This is a genomic window from Pseudomonas sp. Marseille-QA0332, from assembly GCF_054950175.1.
Window position 1 is genome coordinate 3,703,600 of record NZ_CM143106.1, and the last position, 16,635, is coordinate 3,720,234.

Genomic DNA, 16,635 nt, shown 5'->3' on the forward strand with positions numbered 1-16,635 from the left:
CTCAGCCCTTGCCCTTGGTGCGTGTCTGGTTCGGCGCGCCATTCTTCTCCAGGTGCTCGATGATCATGCCAGCCACATCCTTGCCGGTGGTCACTTCGATGCCTTCCAGACCCGGGGAAGAATTGACCTCCATCACCAACGGCCCGTGGTTCGAGCGCAGGATGTCCACGCCGGCGACGCTCAGGCCCATGACCTTGGCCGCGCGGATGGCGGTCATGCGTTCTTCCGGCGTGATCTTGATCAAGCTGGCCACGCCACCGCGATGCAGGTTGGAGCGAAACTCGCCGGGCTTGGCCTGGCGCTTCATGGAGGCGATGACCTTGTCGCCGACCACGAAGCAGCGGATGTCGGCGCCACCCGCTTCCTTGATGTACTCCTGCACCATGATGTTCTGCTTCAGCCCCATGAAGGCCTCGATCACCGACTCGGCGGCCTTGGTGGTTTCGCACAGCACCACGCCGATGCCCTGGGTGCCTTCGAGCACCTTGATCACCAGCGGCGCGCCATTGACCATCTGGATCAGATCGGGAATGTCGTCGGGCGAGTGGGCGAAGCCGGTGACCGGCAGGCCGATGCCGCGACGCGACAACAGCTGCAACGAGCGCAGCTTGTCCCGCGAGCGGGCGATGGCTACCGATTCGTTGAGCGGGAACACGCCCATCATCTCGAACTGGCGCAGCACCGCGCAGCCATAGAAGGTCACCGAGGCACCGATCCTCGGGATGACTGCATCGAAGCCTTCCAGCGGCTTGCCTCGATAGTGGATCTGCGGCTTGTGGCTGGCGATGTTCATGTAGGCACGCAGGGTGTCGATCACCACCATTTCATGGCCACGCTGGGTGCCTGCCTCGACCAGGCGGCGGGTGGAATACAGACGCGGGTTGCGCGACAGCACGGCGATCTTCATGCGGCACCTGTTACGGAGGAAATGGGAACCGGGAAGGCCGGTTTGTCCTGGACATACTTCAGACCTGGGTTCACGACCAATTGTCCATGCACCAGTGCCTTGGAACCCAGCAGCAGGCGATAGCGCATGGCCTTGCGGCAGGCCAGGGTGAATTCGACTTCCCAGATCCGGTCGCCGAGCGACAGGGGCGTGCGGATCACGTAGCGGGTCTGGGCGTGGCCGTTGGAGCTCTTGATGGTCTTCATGGTCACCAGGGGCGCTTCGCAGCGTCGATGACGCAATTGCACGACCGGGCCCAGATGCGCGGTGAAGCGAACCCAGGGCTGGCCGTCTCGCTCGAACGGCTCGACTTCGGTCGCATGCAGGCTGGAGGTGCTGGCACCGGTGTCGATCTTGGCGCGCAGGCCGGCCAGACCGAGTTCGGGCAGGGCGACCCACTCGCGCAAGCCGATCACGCTCAAATGGTCAAATTTCTTCACGATGCATACCCTGCGGGACAAGAGGTGAACTGTAAGCAGGCCGAGGATTTTTTGCATCCGCCAGTTACGGTAGTACAGTTCCATGAAAGACAATATTTCGAGGAAAAGAGATGGCACAAAAGTCGGAAGATGACGACAAGGTGCGCCTGGACAAATGGCTGTGGGCGGCGCGTTTCTACAAGACGCGGGCCCTGGCCAAGGCGGCCATCGAAAGCGGCAAGGTCCACTGCCGAGGCGAGCGTTGCAAGCCAGGCAAGGAACCGAGAGTCGGCGACGAGTTCGTCCTGCGTACCGGCTTCGACGAGCGCACGGTGGTGGTCAAGGCATTGTCGGTGGTGCGTCGTGGCGCGCCCGAAGCCCAGACGCTGTACGAAGAGACCGCAGACAGCATCCTGCGTCGGCAGAAGGCTGCCGAACTGCGCAAGGCCGGTGCCCTGGGTGTCACCACCGAAGGCCGACCGACCAAGAAGCAGCGCCGGCAGATCCATCAGCTGCAGGGCAGTCATGAGTGAAGCTGCCCGCTGTCCGAGTAGGTGGCGCCGCTAGCCGGCCGCCCGCACCAGGGCCAGGCGGCCCACCACCGGCAGGCGCGCGAGCAGCGCGAACAGTGGCGAGGTCCAGCGCAGCAGCGCCGCGCTGGATTTGGCGGCCAGCGGCGTATGGCAACTCCAGCCCAACGCCAGGATTGCCATCAGCAGGCCGCCAATATAGTCATCCTGACCCCAGTGCGCGCCGGCGACCAGGCGTGGCAGCATGAACAGCAGCGCCAGGGCCCAGACCACCAGGTACTGGACCAGGCGCCGGCTGAACAGGCTCATGAACAGCGCCCAGATCAGCAGCACCGAGGCATGGTCGCCCGGGAAGCTCTGGCTGGAGCGGTCCTTGAGCTCCCAGCGCGCCTCGAGGTTTGGATAGAAGTCGCTCAGGTGGATGGCATCGGAAAAGTACATCGACGGGCTATCGTGCTGCCAGCCCATGGCATCGGTCCATTTCGAGAACAGCGCGCGAATCACCACCAGCAGGATCAGCGTGACGAGAAATCCGAAGAACGCCTCGCGGACCTGGCAGGCCTTGAACACCCAGTCGCCGCGGATCAGCAAGGTCAGCAGGATCAGGCCGACCACGATGTCGAAGGGGCGCAGGCTGCCGACGGTCCAGATGTAGCGCCAGGCCGTGTTGTCCGCCAGGGGCGCATTGAGGGCATGGAACAACCATTCGTCGAATGCCATGCATAAAGCCTGGCCAAGCGGCCATAACCAGAAACACAGTAGTGCGATGGGCAGCAACGTACAGGCTGCCAGAGGCCCCCAAGCCCACCTGGCTTGGAACAGCGGCCGATTGTTCATAAGATACCTCTGTAAACGAGTAGGAATAAAAGCTTCATGGATGCCGTAACGGGCTCTTCCATCGAGCTGTAATCATTTTGTCATCATCCAAGATAGCTGGAACTCATGCACGATTCGCCTGAAACCGATTTCACCCAACGTTTCATCTTCGACGACCGCGACATTCGCGGCGAGTGGGTGCAACTCGATCACAGCTATGCCGAAGTGCTGGCTCGCCATCCGTATCCGCGGCCGGTGGCCCTGCTGCTCGGCGAACTGATGGCAGCCGCTTCGCTGCTGGTCGGTGCGCTCAAGTTCGACGGGCTGATGGTCCTGCAGGCGCGTTCCGATGGTCCGGTCCCGCTGCTGATGGTCGAATGCTCGAGCGGTCGTGATATCCGCGGCATGGCCCGTTACCAGGCCGAGGCGATCGAGGATGACGCGACCCTGGAGCAGATGATGCCCGACGGCGCCCTGGCGCTGACCATCGACCCGGTCAAGGGACAGCGCTACCAGGGCATCGTCGACCTGCATGGCGCCGATCTGTCGGAGTGCTTCACCAATTATTTCGTTCAGTCGCAGCAGGTCAATACACGCTTCTGGCTGGAGGCCGATGGGCAACAGGCGCGTGGCTTGCTGCTGCAGCAGTTGCCGGCCGATCGCGAGCGCGACGAGGAAGAGCGCGCCGGCAGCTGGCAGCACGTCACTACCTTGGCCGGCACGCTGTCCAGCCAGGAAATGCTCACGCTCGACAACCAAACGCTGCTGCATCGCCTGTACCATGACGAAGCGGTGCGTCTGTTCGACAACCATCCCCTGCGCTTTCGCTGCAGCTGCTCGCGTGAGCGTTCCGGCAATGCGCTGGTGAGCCTGGGCGAGGCGGACGCGCTTGCCCTGGTCGAGGAAATGGGTGGGCAGATCGAAGTCGATTGCCAGTTCTGCAACGAGCGCTACCTGTTCGATGCGAACGATATTGCCCAGCTGTTCGCCGGCGGCGGGACCGACGCTCCGTCAGAAACCCGTCACTGAATCGTTTCATTAAAGGGATTTTTCCTGCAGAACCGCGCTAACCCGCTGTTCTGACAGGAGGGGCCTACTTTTTTTGGGCGTTTCTGGCATAATCCGGGCACTTTTTTCGCTGTAGTAGTTTGGAAAAGACAACTACAAAACGTTTGGAGCACTCGGCCGCAGGCCAGATGGGGTTATCTCATGACGCAAGCCAACAACACCGTGTATACCGACCTGCCTGTCGATGAGCTGGTACAAGAAGCGCTGTCCCGCGGTGAAGGGGAGTTGGCCGATACGGGTGCGCTGGTCGTGAAAACCGGTCACCGCACCGGTCGTTCGCCAGCCGACCGGTTCATCGTCGACGAACCCAGCACCACCGAGGCGATCGCCTGGGGTCCGATCAACCGCAAGTTCCCGGCCGACAAGTTCGATGCCCTGTGGGACCGCGTCGAGGCGTTCAACAACGCCCAGGATCACTTCGTGTCCTACGTTCACGTAGGGGCGGCCGAGGCGCACTACCTGCCGGTCAAGATGACCACCCAGACCGCCTGGCAGAACCTGTTCGGCCGTTGCCTGTTCATCAATCCGGCGCAGTACAACCCGGCCGGCCGCGACGAGTGGCAGATCCTCAACGTCGCCAACTTCGAATGCGTGCCCGAGCGTGACGGCACCAACTCCGACGGCTGCGTCATCATCAACTTCGCCCAGAAGAAGGTCCTCATCGCCGGCATGCGCTACGCCGGCGAAATGAAGAAGGCCATGTTCTCGGTGCAGAACTTCCTGCTGCCGGCCGCCGACGTGCTGCCGATGCACTGCGCCGCCAACATCGGTGAAGACGGCGACGTGACCCTGTTCTTCGGCCTGTCCGGCACCGGCAAGACCACCCTCTCCGCTGACGAAAGCCGCTACCTGATCGGCGACGACGAGCACGGCTGGGGCGAGGGTGTGGTGTTCAATATGGAAGGCGGCTGCTACGCCAAGTGCATCGACCTGTCGGAAAAGAACGAGCCGGTCATCTGGAAAGCCATCAAGCACGGCGCGGTGCTGGAAAACGTCATCATCGACGAGGCCAAGAAGGCCGACTACGCCGACGTCAGCCTGACCCAGAACAGCCGCGCCGCCTATCCGCTGGAGCACGTTGCCAAGCGCTCCGAGGCCAACCTGGGCGGCGAGCCGAACGCGGTCATCTTCCTGACCTGCGACCTGACTGGCGTACTGCCACCGGTGTCGATCCTGAACAACGAGCAGGCGGCCTATCACTTCCTGTCGGGTTACACCGCGCTGGTCGGTTCCACCGAAATGGGTTCGGGCGGCGGCATCAAGTCGACCTTCTCCACCTGCTTCGGCGCACCGTTCTTCCCGCGTCCGGCCGGCGAGTACGCCGAGCTGCTGATCAAGCGCATCAATGCCTTCGGCTCCAAGGTCTATCTGGTCAACACCGGCTGGACCGGCGGCGGCTATGGCGTCGGCAAGCGCTTCAACATCCCGACCACCCGAGCGGTGATCGCTGCCATCCAGAGCGGTGCCCTGGTCGGTGCCGAGACCGAGCACCTGGACATCATCAACCTGGACGTGCCCAAGGCCGTGCCGGGCGTCGAGACCGTGCTGCTCAACCCGCGCAACACCTGGGCTGACTCGGCTGCCTACGACGAGGCCGCCAAGGGCCTGGCCAAGCTGTTCATCGAGAACTTCAAGAAGTTCGACGTCTCCGAGGCCATCAAGGCCGCAGGCCCACAGCTGTAAGCTGCCTGCCCTGCATCGAAGAGCCGCCCCCCGGGGCGGCTTTTTCTTTCGGGCGCCTGGCCACCGCCACGGTGGCCGCCAGGGACAAGCGGGGTGTGTCGCAAGCCATGGCCTGCTAAGGTTGGCGTTCACGTCGCCACGCCAGCAGGTGCCCATGATCGAATCTCCCAAGCGCTCGGACTTCCGGCATTTCCACCCCGTCTTCAGTCGCTACCAGGACAATGACGTCAATGGTCTCATCACTGGCGCCACGATCCATGGGTATTTCGAAACGGCGATCCAGGCATTCCTGCTCCAGCAGGTTGGCCTGGACTTGCGCGAGGGGGAGCTGGCGGCCTATGTGATCAGCTCGGCGGCAGACTTCCTGGCGCTGCCGAGCTTTCCCGACCAGCTGGAAGTCGGGTTGGGGGTCATGCGCGCCGCCGGCAGCACGGTGGAATATCAACTGATGCTGTTCCGGCTGGGCGAACAGCAGCCCTGCGCGGCCGGCAGGGTGGTACAGGTCTTCGTGGAGCGCCACGGCGGCGCGCCGATGCCGCTTCCTCCTCAGCTGGAAGCGGCCTTGGGTGCGCTGACCCTGGGCAACCGCCGGCTGGCTGAACGCTGACCGAACCGGCTGGCCTCGGCTCGGCGTGACGCTGGCCAGGCGCGGGCGTGCCTCGATGGGCGCTGCACCATGGGCGTTGGCTCAGCGGCTTCAGCGATGCTTCCAATGCCGCTTGTGCTTGCGATGCCCGTAGTGATGGCCACGATCATGGCGGCGGTTGTCGTAGCCACGACGATCACGACGATCATCCTGGTCGGCCTTGTTGCCCATGTAGTTGCCCAGTGCGCCACCGGCGCCACCGCCGGCTGCCGCGCCGATCAGGCTGCCCGTGCTGCCACCCAGGCTACGGCCGACCACGTTGCCGCCAGCGGCGCCCAGCGCGCCACCAATGGCCGCTTCGCCACGCTGGCGCTTGTCGGCACCTACGGCACTGCCAGCGGCACCGCCAAGGCCGGCGCCAATCGCCGAACCCGTGCTGCCACCGATGGACTGGCCGACGACCGAGCCCAGCACTCCACCCAGTGCGCCACCAATACCGGCCTCGGTGGTGCCACCGGCCATGGCGACGCCGCTGAGCAGGCTGAAGGACAACAGGACGATCGAGGAGTACTTCTTCATCGAGAGAGCCTCAGAATAATGACGAGGCGAATGTGAAGTTGCAAAACTGTTATTGCAATAGAAATCCGACGATTGACACGGGTGCTTCACATTTTACTAACTTATTGTTTTGCCTCTGAAACTTTAAACTTTTCCTGCGGTCTCAAGCTACTTGGAAGAAAAAGCCCCGGTCATTCAGGCCGGGGCTTTTTCATTGTTTCGCAGCGCTCGTCTCAGAGGATCCGTGCCGTTTCGCGTGCGGCCTCCAGCTTGATGGCAATGAACTTGGAAGTTGGTGTGTGGCTGCCATCGCCGATACTTTCCAAGGGCACCAGTGGGTTCACTTCAGGGTAGTAGGCCGCCGCCTGGCCGGCCGGGATATCGAAGGCCAGCAAGGTGAAGCCATTGACCCGTCGTTCGTGCGTATCGCCCCAGAGCGAGACGATGTCGACTTTCTGACCTGGCTGCAAGCCCAGGCGGATGATGTCCGCCTCGTTGGCGAAGATCACGTCGCGCTGCCCCCTGACACCCCGGTAGCGGTCGTCCAGGCCATAGATGGTGGTGTTGTACTGGTCGTGCGAGCGCATCGACTGCAGGATCAGGTCCGGCACCTGGCCACTGGCGCGTACCCGCTCATCGAGCAAGGTATCAGGCAACAGGTTGGCCTTGAAGTTGGCCCGGCCGCTGGCCGTCTTCCACTGCCGAGATCCGGCGCTGTTGCCCAGGTAGAACCCGCCTGGCTCGAGCAGGCGCTGGTTGAAGCCGGCGAAGCCTGGGATGGTATCGCCGATCAGCTCGCGAATGCGCGCATAGTCGGCCACCAGCCATTCCCAGTCGACCGGATGCTTGCCCAGGGTCGCGGCGGCGATGCCAGCGACCACCGCCGGCTCCGAGCGCATGTGCTTCGACAGCGGACGCAGCTGGCCGTTGGAGGCATGCACCATGCTGAAGGAGTCTTCCACCGTCACGGCCTGCGGACCTTCGGCCTGCTGGTCGATGTCGGTGCGGCCCAGGCAAGGCAGGATCAGCGCTTGCTTGCCATGCACCAGGTGGCTGCGGTTGAGCTTGGTGCTGATGTGCACGGTCAGGTCGCAGTTGCGCAGCGCCTGAGCGGTGCGTTGGGTGTCTGGCGTAGCCTGGGCGAAATTGCCGCCCAGGCCGATGAAGACCTTGGCACGCCCGTCGAGCATGGCCTGGATCGCCTCGACCGTGTTGTGGCCGTTGTGGCGCGGCACCTGAAAGCCGAAGCGCTTCTCGAGGGCATCGAGCAGGAACGCCGGTGGCCGCTCGTTGATCCCCATGGTGCGGTCGCCTTGCACGTTGCTGTGGCCGCGTACCGGGCACAGGCCGGCACCGGGCAGGCCGATGTTGCCACGCAGCAGCATGACGTTGACGATTTCCTGGATGGTCGGCACCGAGTGGCGATGCTGGGTGATGCCCATGGCCCAGCACATGATCACGCGCTTGCCTTTGCAATACATGCGCGCGGCATGCTCGATGTCGTCCAGCGGCAAGCCGGACTGGGCCTGGATCTGCTCCCAGGACGTGGCATCGACCACCTCCAGGTATTCGGCGATGCCATGGCCGTGTTCGGCGATGAAGGCATGGTCGAACACGGCCGCCTCGCCCTTGGCCTGGGCCTCGCGTTCCCATTGCAGCATGAACTTGGCCATGCCGCGCAGCAGCGCCATGTCGCCGCCCAGCGCCGGGCGGAAATAGGCGGTGTTGGTCGGCCGGTCGCTGTTGGTGAGCATCTCGAGCGGGTTCTGCGGATGCTGGAAGCGTTCCAGGCCGCGCTCCTTGAGTGGGTTGATGCAGACTACCTGGGCGCCACGCTTGACCGCCTCGCGCAGCGGATCGAGCATGCGCGGATGGTTGGTGCCAGGGTTCTGGCCCCAGACGAAGATCGCATCGGCGTGCTCGAAATCATCGAAGGTCACCGTGCCTTTGCCTACCCCCACGCTCTGGCCCAGTGCCACGCCGCTGGCTTCGTGGCACATGTTCGAGCAGTCGGGGAAGTTGTTGGTCCCGTAGGCGCGCACGAACAGCTGGTAGAGGAAGGCCGCTTCGTTGCTGGCCCGACCGGAGGTATAGAACTCGGCCTGGTCAGGGCTGGAAAGCCCCTTGAGATGACGGGCGATCAAGGCGAAGGCGCTGTCCCAGTCGATCGGCTGGTAACGGTCGCTGGCCGGGTCGTAGACCATCGGGTCGGTCAGCCGGCCTTGATACTCGAGCCAATAGTCGCTCTGCTCGAGCAGCGCGCTGACGCTGTGTCGGGCAAAGAAGGCCGCATCGACGCGCCGTTTGGTCGCTTCCCAGTTGACCGCCTTGGCGCCGTTCTCGCAGAACTTCACCATGCCGCTTTCGGGCGAGTCGCCCCAGGCGCAGCCAGGGCAGTCGAAGCCGCCGTTCTGGTTGGTCTTGAGCAAGGCGCGGATGTTCTTCAGGGCATTGTCGCTGCCGACCCAGGCCTTGGCCACGCTGCGCAGCGCACCCCAGCCCCCGGCAGGGCCATGGTAGGGCTTGTAGCGCGGATTGGACTTGCTTTGCGGAAGTTGCTGGTAGGTACTCACGGCTATCACGCCTCCGCCGCGGGGCTGAACACCCGCGGTGCACTGTGTTTGGGCAGGTGGATGAGGTTGAGGTTGTGTCGGCGCGCCCATTGCAAGGCCAGGCCGGTCGGTGCGGAAAGGCTGACCAGGGTCTGGATCCTGGCGCGCAGGACTTTCTGGATCAGTTCCAGGCTGCAGCGGCTGGTCACGATCGCCAGGCCGCCTTCGGTATCGATCCGCTGGCGCAGCAGGGCGCCGATCAGCTTGTCCAGGGCGTTGTGGCGTCCTATGTCCTCGCGGCCGAGCAACAGCTCGCCATGCCGATCCATGAACAGCGCCGCATGAACGGCGCCGCAATGCTGGCCCAAGGGCTGGAAGCGATCGATGCGCTGGCGCAACCCTGCCAGCCAGCTGGCTGGCGGCAATGGCGCGCCGGGCAGGGTGGCCAGGTCGGGCAGGGCTTGCTCCAGCGCTTCGACGCCACACAAGCCGCAGCCGCTGGTGCCGGCCAGCTGTCGCCGCTGGTCCTTCAGGTTCCAGAATGCGCGGCTGGAGATCTCAAGATCGGCATACAGCGCCGAGCCGCTGCCGGAAATCTTCACGTCATACAGCTCGGCGGTGCTGGCGATGATGCCGCTGCCAATGCTGAAACCGACGACGAAGTCTTCCAGGTCGGTCGGGCTGACCAGCATGACTGCCTGGTTCAGGCCGTTGTAGACGATGGCCAGGGCCACTTCCTCGGCCAGCGGCGTGTCGCAGGCCAGGCTGTCATCGAGCTGAAGGTAATCGTACGTAGTACTGGCGGCAGGCAGGGACGAGGACATGGATGCCGCGCAGACCGGAGGTTTGCTGTTCATCAAGGCGGGTTACCGGCGGCTTTGCTCACGACCTTAGCCTAGGCTTGCGGATGAACTCCGTCTAATCGCTTGGGTCGATACAGTGATAGAAACGGTCGATCAGCCCCGCTGGGCAGGTCGGTAATGCCTGTTCTAGGGTTTGGAGGAGAGCCGCCGTGCAGCGATCAGGCAAGGCGAAAACACGCGCGTAACGCGGTTTTCGACGCAGCATGATCGTGGCACAGGCACTTTTCGGAAAAGCCAGACCTATTTTCGAAGGACCTCACCAAGGAGAAAGCAATGAGCTTGTTCAGCTTCGTGAAACACGCCGGAGAAAAACTGATCGATCTGCTCACCCCTGGCAATGCCAATGCCGAAGAGCAGCTCAAAAAGCACGTCGAGACCGTGGGCCTGGGCAACCCCAACATCACGGCCACGGTCGAAGGCGACAAGGTGGTGCTCAAGGGTGAAGTGGCCAGCCAGGAAGAGAAGGAAAAGATCGTCCTGGCCGCGGGCAACATCGAAGGCGTGGCCACTGTCGATGACCAGATCACCGTCACCGGCCCGGTAGCCAAGCCTGCCCGCTTCGTCACCGTGGAAAAGGGCGACACCCTGAGCGCCATCGCCAAGAAGGAATACGGCGACGCCAACAAGTACCAGAAGATCTTCGAAGCCAACAAGCCGATGCTTTCGCACCCGGACAAGATCTATCCGGGCCAGGTCCTGCGCATTCCAGAGTAAGGCGCGGAGCGCGCTCGATCGCTGATCGAGCGCGCAGCGACAGGGCGGACCTGGCCGCGGCGACCAGGGCGCCATCATCGCTCGAGCGCAACGCTCACAAGCCTTCGAGCAGTGCCTGGTAATCCTCCACTGCCGCGAACTCTTGCGTGTCGCGTGGCCCGCCACGGCTGTCCGGCTGGCGTACCGCGAGCAAGTGACCTACGCCAAAGCGCCTGGCGCTGCGCAGGATCGCCAAGGTATCGTCGATGAACAGGCTGCGTGCCGGATCGAAACCGATATCGGCCTGCAGGGCATCCCAGAACTGCGCATCCTCCTTGGGAAACCCATAGTCATGCGAGCTGATCAGTCGTTCGAAATACGGCGCCAGTTCCACCCGCTCAAGCTTCAGCGATAGCGAGTCGCGATGCGCATTGGTGATCAGGATCACGCGCTTGCCGGCCCGGCGGATGGCCGAGAGAAACACGTCGGCATCGGGGCGCAGGGCGATCAGATCGGCGATTTCCCGCTTCAGTTCGCGGATCGGCAGCTTCAGCTCACGGCTCCAGAAGTCCAGGCAGTACCAGTTGAGCGTCCCGGCATTGCGTTCGAACAACGGTTGCAGCTCCATCTCGGCCAAGGCCCGGCTCACCCCGTGCAGCTCGGCGTAGCGCGCCGGCAGGTGTTCGAGCCAGAAGCGGTTGTCGTAGTGCAGGTCGAGCAAGGTGCCATCCATGTCCAGCAGGACGGTATCGATGGCGGGCCAGTTGAGCATGGACATTGGAAATTCTCGATCGGTCGGAAAGCCACGGTATAGTAACCCGTTCACGCCAAGGAGCTGTCCCATGCGCCAGAAACCCACTGTCCTCGCCCGCGAGATCGTCGCCAGCAGTCGCCTGTTCCGAGTCGAAGCCGTCCAGCTGCGTTTTGCCAATGGCACCGAGCGGACCTACGAGCGCCTGGCCGGCAGCGGCCACGGCCATGGCGCGGTGATGATCGTGGCCATGCTCGATGCCGAGCATGCGGTGCTGGTCGAGGAGTACTGTGGCGGTACCGAAGCGTACGAACTGTCGCTGCCCAAGGGGCTGATCGAGCCCGGCGAAGACGTGCTGGCCGCCGCCAATCGCGAACTCAAGGAAGAAGCAGGCTTCGGCGCCCGCCAGCTCGAGCATCTCACCGAACTGTCGCTGTCGCCCGGCTACATGAGCCAGAAGATCCAGGTGGTATTGGCCACCGACTTGTACGAGGAGCGCCTGGAGGGCGACGAACCGGAGCCGATGCGGGTCGACAAAGTCAACCTGCGCGAGCTGTCGGCCTTGGCGATGCACCCGCAGTTTTCTGAGGGCCGCGCCCTGGCGGCGCTCTACCTGGCCCGTGACCTGCTGTCCCAGCGAGGCTTGCTCGAATGCTGAACGACCCGCGACTGATGCATGAAGTGGTCCGCCTGGCGCGTCGTGCCGGCGAGGCGATCTTGCCGTTCTGGCGGGCTGACGTGGCCGTGACGACCAAGGCCGACGATTCGCCGGTGACGGCTGCCGACCTGGCTGCCCATCAGGTGATCGTGCAGGGCTTGCAGGCGCTGGCGCCGCAGATACCGGTGCTTTCCGAGGAAGATTGCGACATCCCCGTGGAGCGGCGTCGGCAATGGCAGCGCTGGTGGCTGGTCGATCCACTGGACGGTACCAAGGAGTTCATCGCCGGCAGCGAGGAGTTCACCGTCAACATCGCCTTGGTCGAGCAGGGGCAGGTGGTCTTCGGCGTGGTGGCGATGCCGGTGAACGGGCGCTGCTATTACGGTGGCCGGGCGCTGGGGGCCTGGCGTAGCGATGGCAATGCCGCGGCGCGGCCGATCCAGGTCCGTACGCGACCGCCCGAGGGCGAGCGCTTCACCGTGGTCGCCAGTCGTCGCCATTCCAGCCCAGGGCAGCAAGCGCTGTTGGCAGGGCTTGGCGCCAGGCTCGGGGAACCGTTGCTGGCCAACATCGGCAGCTCGTTGAAGTTCTGCCTGTTGGCCGAAGGCGCCGCGGACTGCTATCCACGACTGGCGCCGACGTCGCAATGGGATACCGCCGCGGCCCAGGGAGTGCTGGAAGGCGCGGGTGGCGAGGTGCTCACGCTGGATGGCCAGGCGCTGTGCTATCAGCCACGCGACTCCTTGCTCAACGAGCATTTCCTGGCCTTGCCGCGTGGCGCCGCCTGGCGCCAGGGCCTGCTCGACCTGGCCTCAGCGGTGTAGCACGTAGTGCCCACTGAAGGTCACGGCGGGCGCCTCGCTATCGGCGTTGCTGACCACGGTGTCGAGGGTCAGACGGGCACGGCCGCGCCGCTGGTAGAGCTTCACGAAGCGCGCCCACTCCTGCGCGTCGGGTGCTTGGCAGCGCGCGATCGCCGCGCCGGTGACCGGTAGCGGATAACTGATCCGGCTTTCCTGGATGACGATGTGCCCATCCTCGATGCCGGCTTCGCGCAGGCGCAGGTGCAGCCAGCCCCAGCCGACCAGCACGGCGGCGCAATACAGGCTGCCGCCGAACATGGTGCTCTTGTGGTTGACGTTGGCTGCCAGCGGTAGCTGCAATCGCAGCCGATGATCCTGCCAGTCGAGCACTTCGAGCCCCATGTCGCGGGTCAATGGGATATCGCTGTGCAGTATTTCCTGAAGGTGTCGAGCGGAGCCATTCACGGCCGGTTGTCCTCTTGGTCGTCCTGTGCGCCGGTGCTGTCGGCAAAGCTCAGCCCGTGCTTGCGCAACTTGTCATGCAACGTCTTGCGGGGAATGCCCAAGGCCTCGGCGAGGCTGCGTATCGATGTATGAGCCTGTTGCATTTCGGCGGTGATCAGCGAACGCTCGAACTGCTCGACCTGTTCGCTGAGGCTGGCGGCCGATGCAGGGGGTGGCGATAGCAGGGCTTCGACAGGCGCCTGGCCATCGAGGGCCAGTTCCAGGCCCAGGGCAAAGCGTTCGGCGGCATTTTGCAGTTCGCGCACGTTGCCTGGCCAGTCGTGCCGCAGCAGCATCGCGCGCTGAGCCGGCTGCAGGCTGTGCGGCGCCAGGCCATGGCGTTGGCTGGCGGCGTCGACGAAATGCTGGAACAGCACCAGGATATCGTCGCCGCGCTCGCGCAAAGCCGGGATGCGCAGCGGGGCGACGTTCAGCCGGTAGTACAGGTCGGCGCGGAAACGGCCCTCGTCGGCGGCCTGGCGCAGATCTTCCTTGGTGGCCGCGATGACCCGGATGTCCAGCGGGATCAGCTGGTTGCCGCCCAGGCGCTCGACCACCCGTTCCTGCAGCAGGCGCAGCAGCTTGACCTGCACGTCCAGGCTCATGCTTTCGATTTCGTCGAGAAACAGCGTGCCGCCGTTGGCGAACTCGAACTTGCCGATGCGGCGCTTCTGCGCGCCGGTAAAGGCGCCAGGCTCATGGCCGAACAGCTCGCTCTCGACCACCGATTCGGCCAGCGCGCCAGCGTTGATCGCCACGAATGGGCCGTCACGGCGGCTGGACAGGTCATGCAGGGCGCGCGCCACCACTTCCTTGCCGGCACCGGTCTCGCCGAGGATCAGCACATCGGCGCGGGTACCGGCCAGCGCGCCGATCTGCTCGCGCAGGCGCTGCATGGCCGGCGACTGCCCGAGCAGCCGGGTAGCCAGTTGCTGACGATCGCTCAAGGCCATGCGCAGGCTGCGGTTGTCCAGCACCAGGCGGCGTACGGCCAGGGCACGCCTGACGCTGTCGAGCAGCGCATCGCTGGCGAAGGGTTTCTCGAGAAAGTCGTAGGCGCCGGCACGCATGGCCTGCACCGCCAGGGGCACGTCGCCGTGACCGGTGATCAACAGTACCGGCAGCTCCCGGTCACGCGCCTGCAGACGCTCGAGCAGTTGCAGCCCATCCATGCCCGGCATGCGAATGTCGCTGACCACCACGCCCGGCCAGTCCGTCTCGATGCGCTCGGCCAGGCCCTGGGCATCGGCCAGGGCGATCACTTTCAGGCCAGCCAGGTCCAGGGTCTGGCTCAAGGCCTGGCGCAGGTGCGGGTCGTCATCGATCAGGATCACCTGGAGGTGGCTGTCGATCAGGGAATCGGACGTCATGCCGAAGAGTCCTCCGAAGGTTGCAGGTTGGCGCCAGGCTTGGCTACCCGCAGGTGCAAGGTCAGCAGCGCGCCACCTTCCGGGTGGTTGGCCAGCAGCAGTTCGGCGCCCAGGGTCCGCATCAGGCTTTCGCAGATGGCCAGGCCCAGCCCCAGGCCCTGGGTCCGCGTCTTGGTGGTGAAGAACGGCTCCTTGGCCTGTTCCAGCGCCTGGCGGGTGAAGCCCGGGCCATTGTCGCGAATGTACAGGTAGACGTAGCCATCGCGCGTTTCGGCACTCAGCCATAGCCGACGCGGATTGGCCTTCTCGGTCAGCGCATCGAGCGCATTGGCCAGCAGGTTGCCAAGGACCTGGCGCAAGCGAGTCTCGCCCGCCTGGACCCACAGCGTGGCATCCGGCAGGTCACGAATCAGCTCCACCGCCATCGCCCGGCGACGCTTGGCCAGCAAGGCCAGCGCATCGTCCAGGGCCGGTTGCAGGGCCACGCTTTCCGGGGCATGGCGGTCGCGCCGGGCGAAGGCGCGCAGGTGGGCGATGATCGAAGCCATGCGCCCGGTCAGCTCGCCGATCAGCTTGAGGTTGCTGCGCGCATCTTCGGTGCGCTGGTGATCGAGCAGGATCTCGGCGTTCTCCGCATAGCTGCGAATGGCTGCCAGGGGCTGGTTCAGCTCATGGCTGATGCTTGCCGACATGGTTCCGAGCACCGACAACTTGCCGGCCTGGACCAGTTCGTCCTGGGCACGGACCAGGTCCTGCTGGGCCTGCTCGCGTTCGAGCACTTCGGTCTTCAGGCGCTGGTTCAGGCCCTCGAGGTCGGCGGTACGTGCCATGACCCGCTTTTCCAGCTCCTGCCGCCCACGGGCCTCGAAGTCGATACGGTCGATGTAATGGCGACGCCGCTGCATGGCCAGGCCGAGCAGCAGCATCAGGACCAGCAGCGCTCCGGCACCGATGGCCATGACCGTCTGCACCGAACGGTCGACCAGGGTACGCGGCGCGAGAATGCTGACGTTCCAGCCGGTTTCCTCGATCGACTCGCTCTGGATCAGCCAGGCGCTACGGTCGAGGCTGAGCGGCTGCGGCAGCTGGGTCGGATACGGCTGGATGGCGATCACCGCTTCACGCTCGGCATCGCTCAGTGGCCGGGTGGCGCGAAAACGCCAGTCCGGGCGCGAGGTCAGCACCACCACGCCATTGTGGTCGGTCAGCAGCAGTTGTTCGGGGGTATGGCCCCAGAGGGTTTCGGTATGGTCCAGGTCGACCTTGACCACCAGCACGCCGATCGCTTGTTCGCCATCGCGAACGGCGGCGGCGAAGAAATAACCGCGCTTGGCCGACGTCGTGCCCTGGCCGAAGAAACGTCCCAGGCGGCCTTGCATGGCTTCGCTGAAGTACGGGCGGAAGGCGAAGTTGCGCCCGACGAAGCTGTCGTGCTTGTCCCAGTTGGAGGCGGCCAGGGTATTGCCCTTCGTGTCCATCAGGTACATGACTTCGGCACCAGTCTGCTCGACGATGTCCTTGAGCCGGCGATTGGCGTTGGTCACGGCCTCCAGCTTCAACGGGTCGGCCAGCACCGTGCGCAGGGCAGGCAGCTCGCCGAGGATCTGCGGCAAGGTCTCGTAGCGGTGCAGGGTGCCGAGCAGGTTAGCGACGTACAGGTCGAGGGTCTGGCGGTTCTGCGAGGCCAGTTCGTCCTGGTAGTAGCGTTCGGCCAGGTGATGCAGCGGCCAGAGCAAGGGCGCCAGGCACAAGGCCAGCAGCGCCAGGCTGCGCCAGCGTGGGCGTCGCGGGGGTACGGAAGTCGGGATCATCGCTCGCTTGCGTCAGGAGGGCCT

At 64.4% G+C, this 16,635-nt stretch carries 17 protein-coding genes; 7 read left to right on the forward strand and 10 right to left on the reverse strand.

From position 1 onward, the window contains the following. Nucleotide 1 precedes the first annotated feature (1 nt). The gene (rimK, locus tag ACY8GK_RS17100) at nt 2-907 is read right to left on the reverse strand and encodes a 30S ribosomal protein S6--L-glutamate ligase (protein WP_196174985.1); all 906 of its coding nucleotides are present in this window, start codon (nt 905-907) and stop codon (nt 2-4) included. Continuing rightward, a complete protein-coding gene (gene rimB / locus ACY8GK_RS17105) occupies nt 904-1,386 on the reverse strand; it encodes a retropepsin-like aspartic endopeptidase RimB (RefSeq protein ID WP_462401688.1) in 483 nt (160 codons plus the stop codon). The genes rimK and rimB overlap by 4 nt, the downstream gene beginning before the upstream one ends. A gap of 110 nt (nt 1,387-1,496) precedes the next feature. Here rimB and ACY8GK_RS17110 point away from each other — a divergent pair, with 110 nt between their 5' ends. After that, nucleotides 1,497-1,898, forward strand: a complete 402-nt coding sequence (locus ACY8GK_RS17110) for an RNA-binding S4 domain-containing protein (RefSeq protein WP_196174982.1) — start codon at nt 1,497-1,499, stop codon at nt 1,896-1,898. Nucleotides 1,899-1,928: 30 nt separating this feature from the next. Here the strand turns inward: ACY8GK_RS17110 and ACY8GK_RS17115 are convergent, their stop codons facing one another. Continuing rightward, nucleotides 1,929-2,732: a phosphatase PAP2 family protein gene (locus tag ACY8GK_RS17115; protein ID WP_196174980.1), complete on the reverse strand. Its 804-nt coding sequence runs from the start codon at nt 2,730-2,732 to the stop codon at nt 1,929-1,931. A 105-nt stretch (nt 2,733-2,837) separates the two neighbouring features. Between ACY8GK_RS17115 and hslO the strand changes: the two genes are divergently transcribed. From hslO to ACY8GK_RS17130, 3 genes are all read left to right on the forward strand, one after another. Next, nucleotides 2,838-3,740, forward strand: a complete 903-nt coding sequence (hslO, locus tag ACY8GK_RS17120; RefSeq protein ID WP_196174979.1) for an Hsp33 family molecular chaperone HslO — start codon at nt 2,838-2,840, stop codon at nt 3,738-3,740. A 180-nt stretch (nt 3,741-3,920) separates the two neighbouring features. Then, nucleotides 3,921-5,462: a phosphoenolpyruvate carboxykinase gene (locus ACY8GK_RS17125; RefSeq protein ID WP_196174978.1), complete on the forward strand. Its 1,542-nt coding sequence runs from the start codon at nt 3,921-3,923 to the stop codon at nt 5,460-5,462. 154 nt (nt 5,463-5,616) lie between these two features. Next, nucleotides 5,617-6,069 (forward strand): acyl-CoA thioesterase, encoded by a 453-nt coding sequence (locus ACY8GK_RS17130; protein ID WP_196174977.1) that lies wholly within the window; start codon nt 5,617-5,619, stop codon nt 6,067-6,069. 90 nt (nt 6,070-6,159) lie between these two features. Here the strand turns inward: ACY8GK_RS17130 and ACY8GK_RS17135 are convergent, their stop codons facing one another. From ACY8GK_RS17135 to fdhD, 3 genes are all read right to left on the reverse strand, one after another. After that, nucleotides 6,160-6,627, reverse strand: a complete 468-nt coding sequence (locus tag ACY8GK_RS17135) for a glycine zipper domain-containing protein (RefSeq protein WP_196174976.1) — start codon at nt 6,625-6,627, stop codon at nt 6,160-6,162. Between the two features lie 212 nt (nt 6,628-6,839). Then, complete coding sequence (locus ACY8GK_RS17140; protein ID WP_196174975.1) at nt 6,840-9,179, reverse strand: FdhF/YdeP family oxidoreductase; 2,340 nt, start codon at nt 9,177-9,179, stop codon at nt 6,840-6,842. Nucleotides 9,180-9,184: 5 nt separating this feature from the next. Then, nucleotides 9,185-10,015, reverse strand: a complete 831-nt coding sequence (gene fdhD / locus ACY8GK_RS17145) for a formate dehydrogenase accessory sulfurtransferase FdhD (RefSeq protein WP_462401689.1) — start codon at nt 10,013-10,015, stop codon at nt 9,185-9,187. A 279-nt stretch (nt 10,016-10,294) separates the two neighbouring features. On the opposite strand from fdhD, the gene lysM reads away from it, so the two are divergent. Beyond that, on the forward strand, nt 10,295-10,735 hold the full coding sequence (gene lysM, locus ACY8GK_RS17150) for a peptidoglycan-binding protein LysM (protein ID WP_196174973.1): 441 nt from the start codon (nt 10,295-10,297) through the stop codon (nt 10,733-10,735). 94 nt (nt 10,736-10,829) lie between these two features. Here the strand turns inward: lysM and yrfG are convergent, their stop codons facing one another. After that, entirely contained in the window at nt 10,830-11,492 is a 663-nt protein-coding gene (gene yrfG, locus ACY8GK_RS17155) for a GMP/IMP nucleotidase (protein WP_196174972.1), read from the reverse strand. Nucleotides 11,493-11,556: 64 nt separating this feature from the next. On the opposite strand from yrfG, the gene nudE reads away from it, so the two are divergent. Both nudE and cysQ read left to right on the forward strand, forming a co-directional pair. Next, the gene (gene nudE, locus ACY8GK_RS17160; RefSeq protein WP_196174971.1) at nt 11,557-12,123 is read left to right on the forward strand and encodes an ADP compounds hydrolase NudE; all 567 of its coding nucleotides are present in this window, start codon (nt 11,557-11,559) and stop codon (nt 12,121-12,123) included. Beyond that, entirely contained in the window at nt 12,120-12,947 is an 828-nt protein-coding gene (gene cysQ / locus ACY8GK_RS17165) for a 3'(2'),5'-bisphosphate nucleotidase CysQ (protein ID WP_462403037.1), read from the forward strand. The genes nudE and cysQ overlap by 4 nt, the downstream gene beginning before the upstream one ends. Here the strand turns inward: cysQ and ACY8GK_RS17170 are convergent. Genes ACY8GK_RS17170 through ACY8GK_RS17180 form a run of 3 tightly spaced genes read right to left on the reverse strand, consistent with a single transcriptional unit; the run spans nt 12,936 to nt 16,611 of the window. Then, complete coding sequence (locus tag ACY8GK_RS17170) at nt 12,936-13,391, reverse strand: YiiD C-terminal domain-containing protein (protein WP_196174970.1); 456 nt, start codon at nt 13,389-13,391, stop codon at nt 12,936-12,938. The genes cysQ and ACY8GK_RS17170 overlap by 12 nt on opposite strands. After that, a complete protein-coding gene (locus tag ACY8GK_RS17175; protein WP_462401690.1) occupies nt 13,388-14,800 on the reverse strand; it encodes a sigma-54-dependent transcriptional regulator in 1,413 nt (470 codons plus the stop codon). The genes ACY8GK_RS17170 and ACY8GK_RS17175 overlap by 4 nt, the downstream gene beginning before the upstream one ends. Further along, nucleotides 14,797-16,611 (reverse strand): sensor histidine kinase, encoded by a 1,815-nt coding sequence (locus ACY8GK_RS17180; RefSeq protein WP_462401691.1) that lies wholly within the window; start codon nt 16,609-16,611, stop codon nt 14,797-14,799. The genes ACY8GK_RS17175 and ACY8GK_RS17180 overlap by 4 nt, the downstream gene beginning before the upstream one ends. Nucleotides 16,612-16,635 lie beyond the last annotated feature (24 nt).

Excerpts from the sequence above, each read along its gene's own strand:
- rimK (WP_196174985.1), bottom strand. The coding sequence starts at position 907 with ATGAAGATCGCCGTGCTGTCGCGCAACCCGCGTCTGTATTCCACCCGC.
- ACY8GK_RS17110 (WP_196174982.1), top strand. The coding sequence starts at position 1,497 with ATGGCACAAAAGTCGGAAGATGACGACAAGGTGCGCCTGGACAAATGG.
- ACY8GK_RS17115 (WP_196174980.1), bottom strand. The coding sequence starts at position 2,732 with ATGAACAATCGGCCGCTGTTCCAAGCCAGGTGGGCTTGGGGGCCTCTG.
- hslO (WP_196174979.1), top strand. The coding sequence starts at position 2,838 with ATGCACGATTCGCCTGAAACCGATTTCACCCAACGTTTCATCTTCGAC.
- ACY8GK_RS17125 (WP_196174978.1), top strand. The coding sequence starts at position 3,921 with ATGACGCAAGCCAACAACACCGTGTATACCGACCTGCCTGTCGATGAG.
- ACY8GK_RS17130 (WP_196174977.1), top strand. The coding sequence starts at position 5,617 with ATGATCGAATCTCCCAAGCGCTCGGACTTCCGGCATTTCCACCCCGTC.
- ACY8GK_RS17135 (WP_196174976.1), bottom strand. The coding sequence starts at position 6,627 with ATGAAGAAGTACTCCTCGATCGTCCTGTTGTCCTTCAGCCTGCTCAGC.
- fdhD (WP_462401689.1), bottom strand. The coding sequence starts at position 10,015 with ATGAACAGCAAACCTCCGGTCTGCGCGGCATCCATGTCCTCGTCCCTG.
- lysM (WP_196174973.1), top strand. The coding sequence starts at position 10,295 with ATGAGCTTGTTCAGCTTCGTGAAACACGCCGGAGAAAAACTGATCGAT.
- yrfG (WP_196174972.1), bottom strand. The coding sequence starts at position 11,492 with ATGTCCATGCTCAACTGGCCCGCCATCGATACCGTCCTGCTGGACATG.
- nudE (WP_196174971.1), top strand. The coding sequence starts at position 11,557 with ATGCGCCAGAAACCCACTGTCCTCGCCCGCGAGATCGTCGCCAGCAGT.
- ACY8GK_RS17175 (WP_462401690.1), bottom strand. The coding sequence starts at position 14,800 with ATGACGTCCGATTCCCTGATCGACAGCCACCTCCAGGTGATCCTGATC.
- ACY8GK_RS17180 (WP_462401691.1), bottom strand. The coding sequence starts at position 16,611 with ATGATCCCGACTTCCGTACCCCCGCGACGCCCACGCTGGCGCAGCCTG.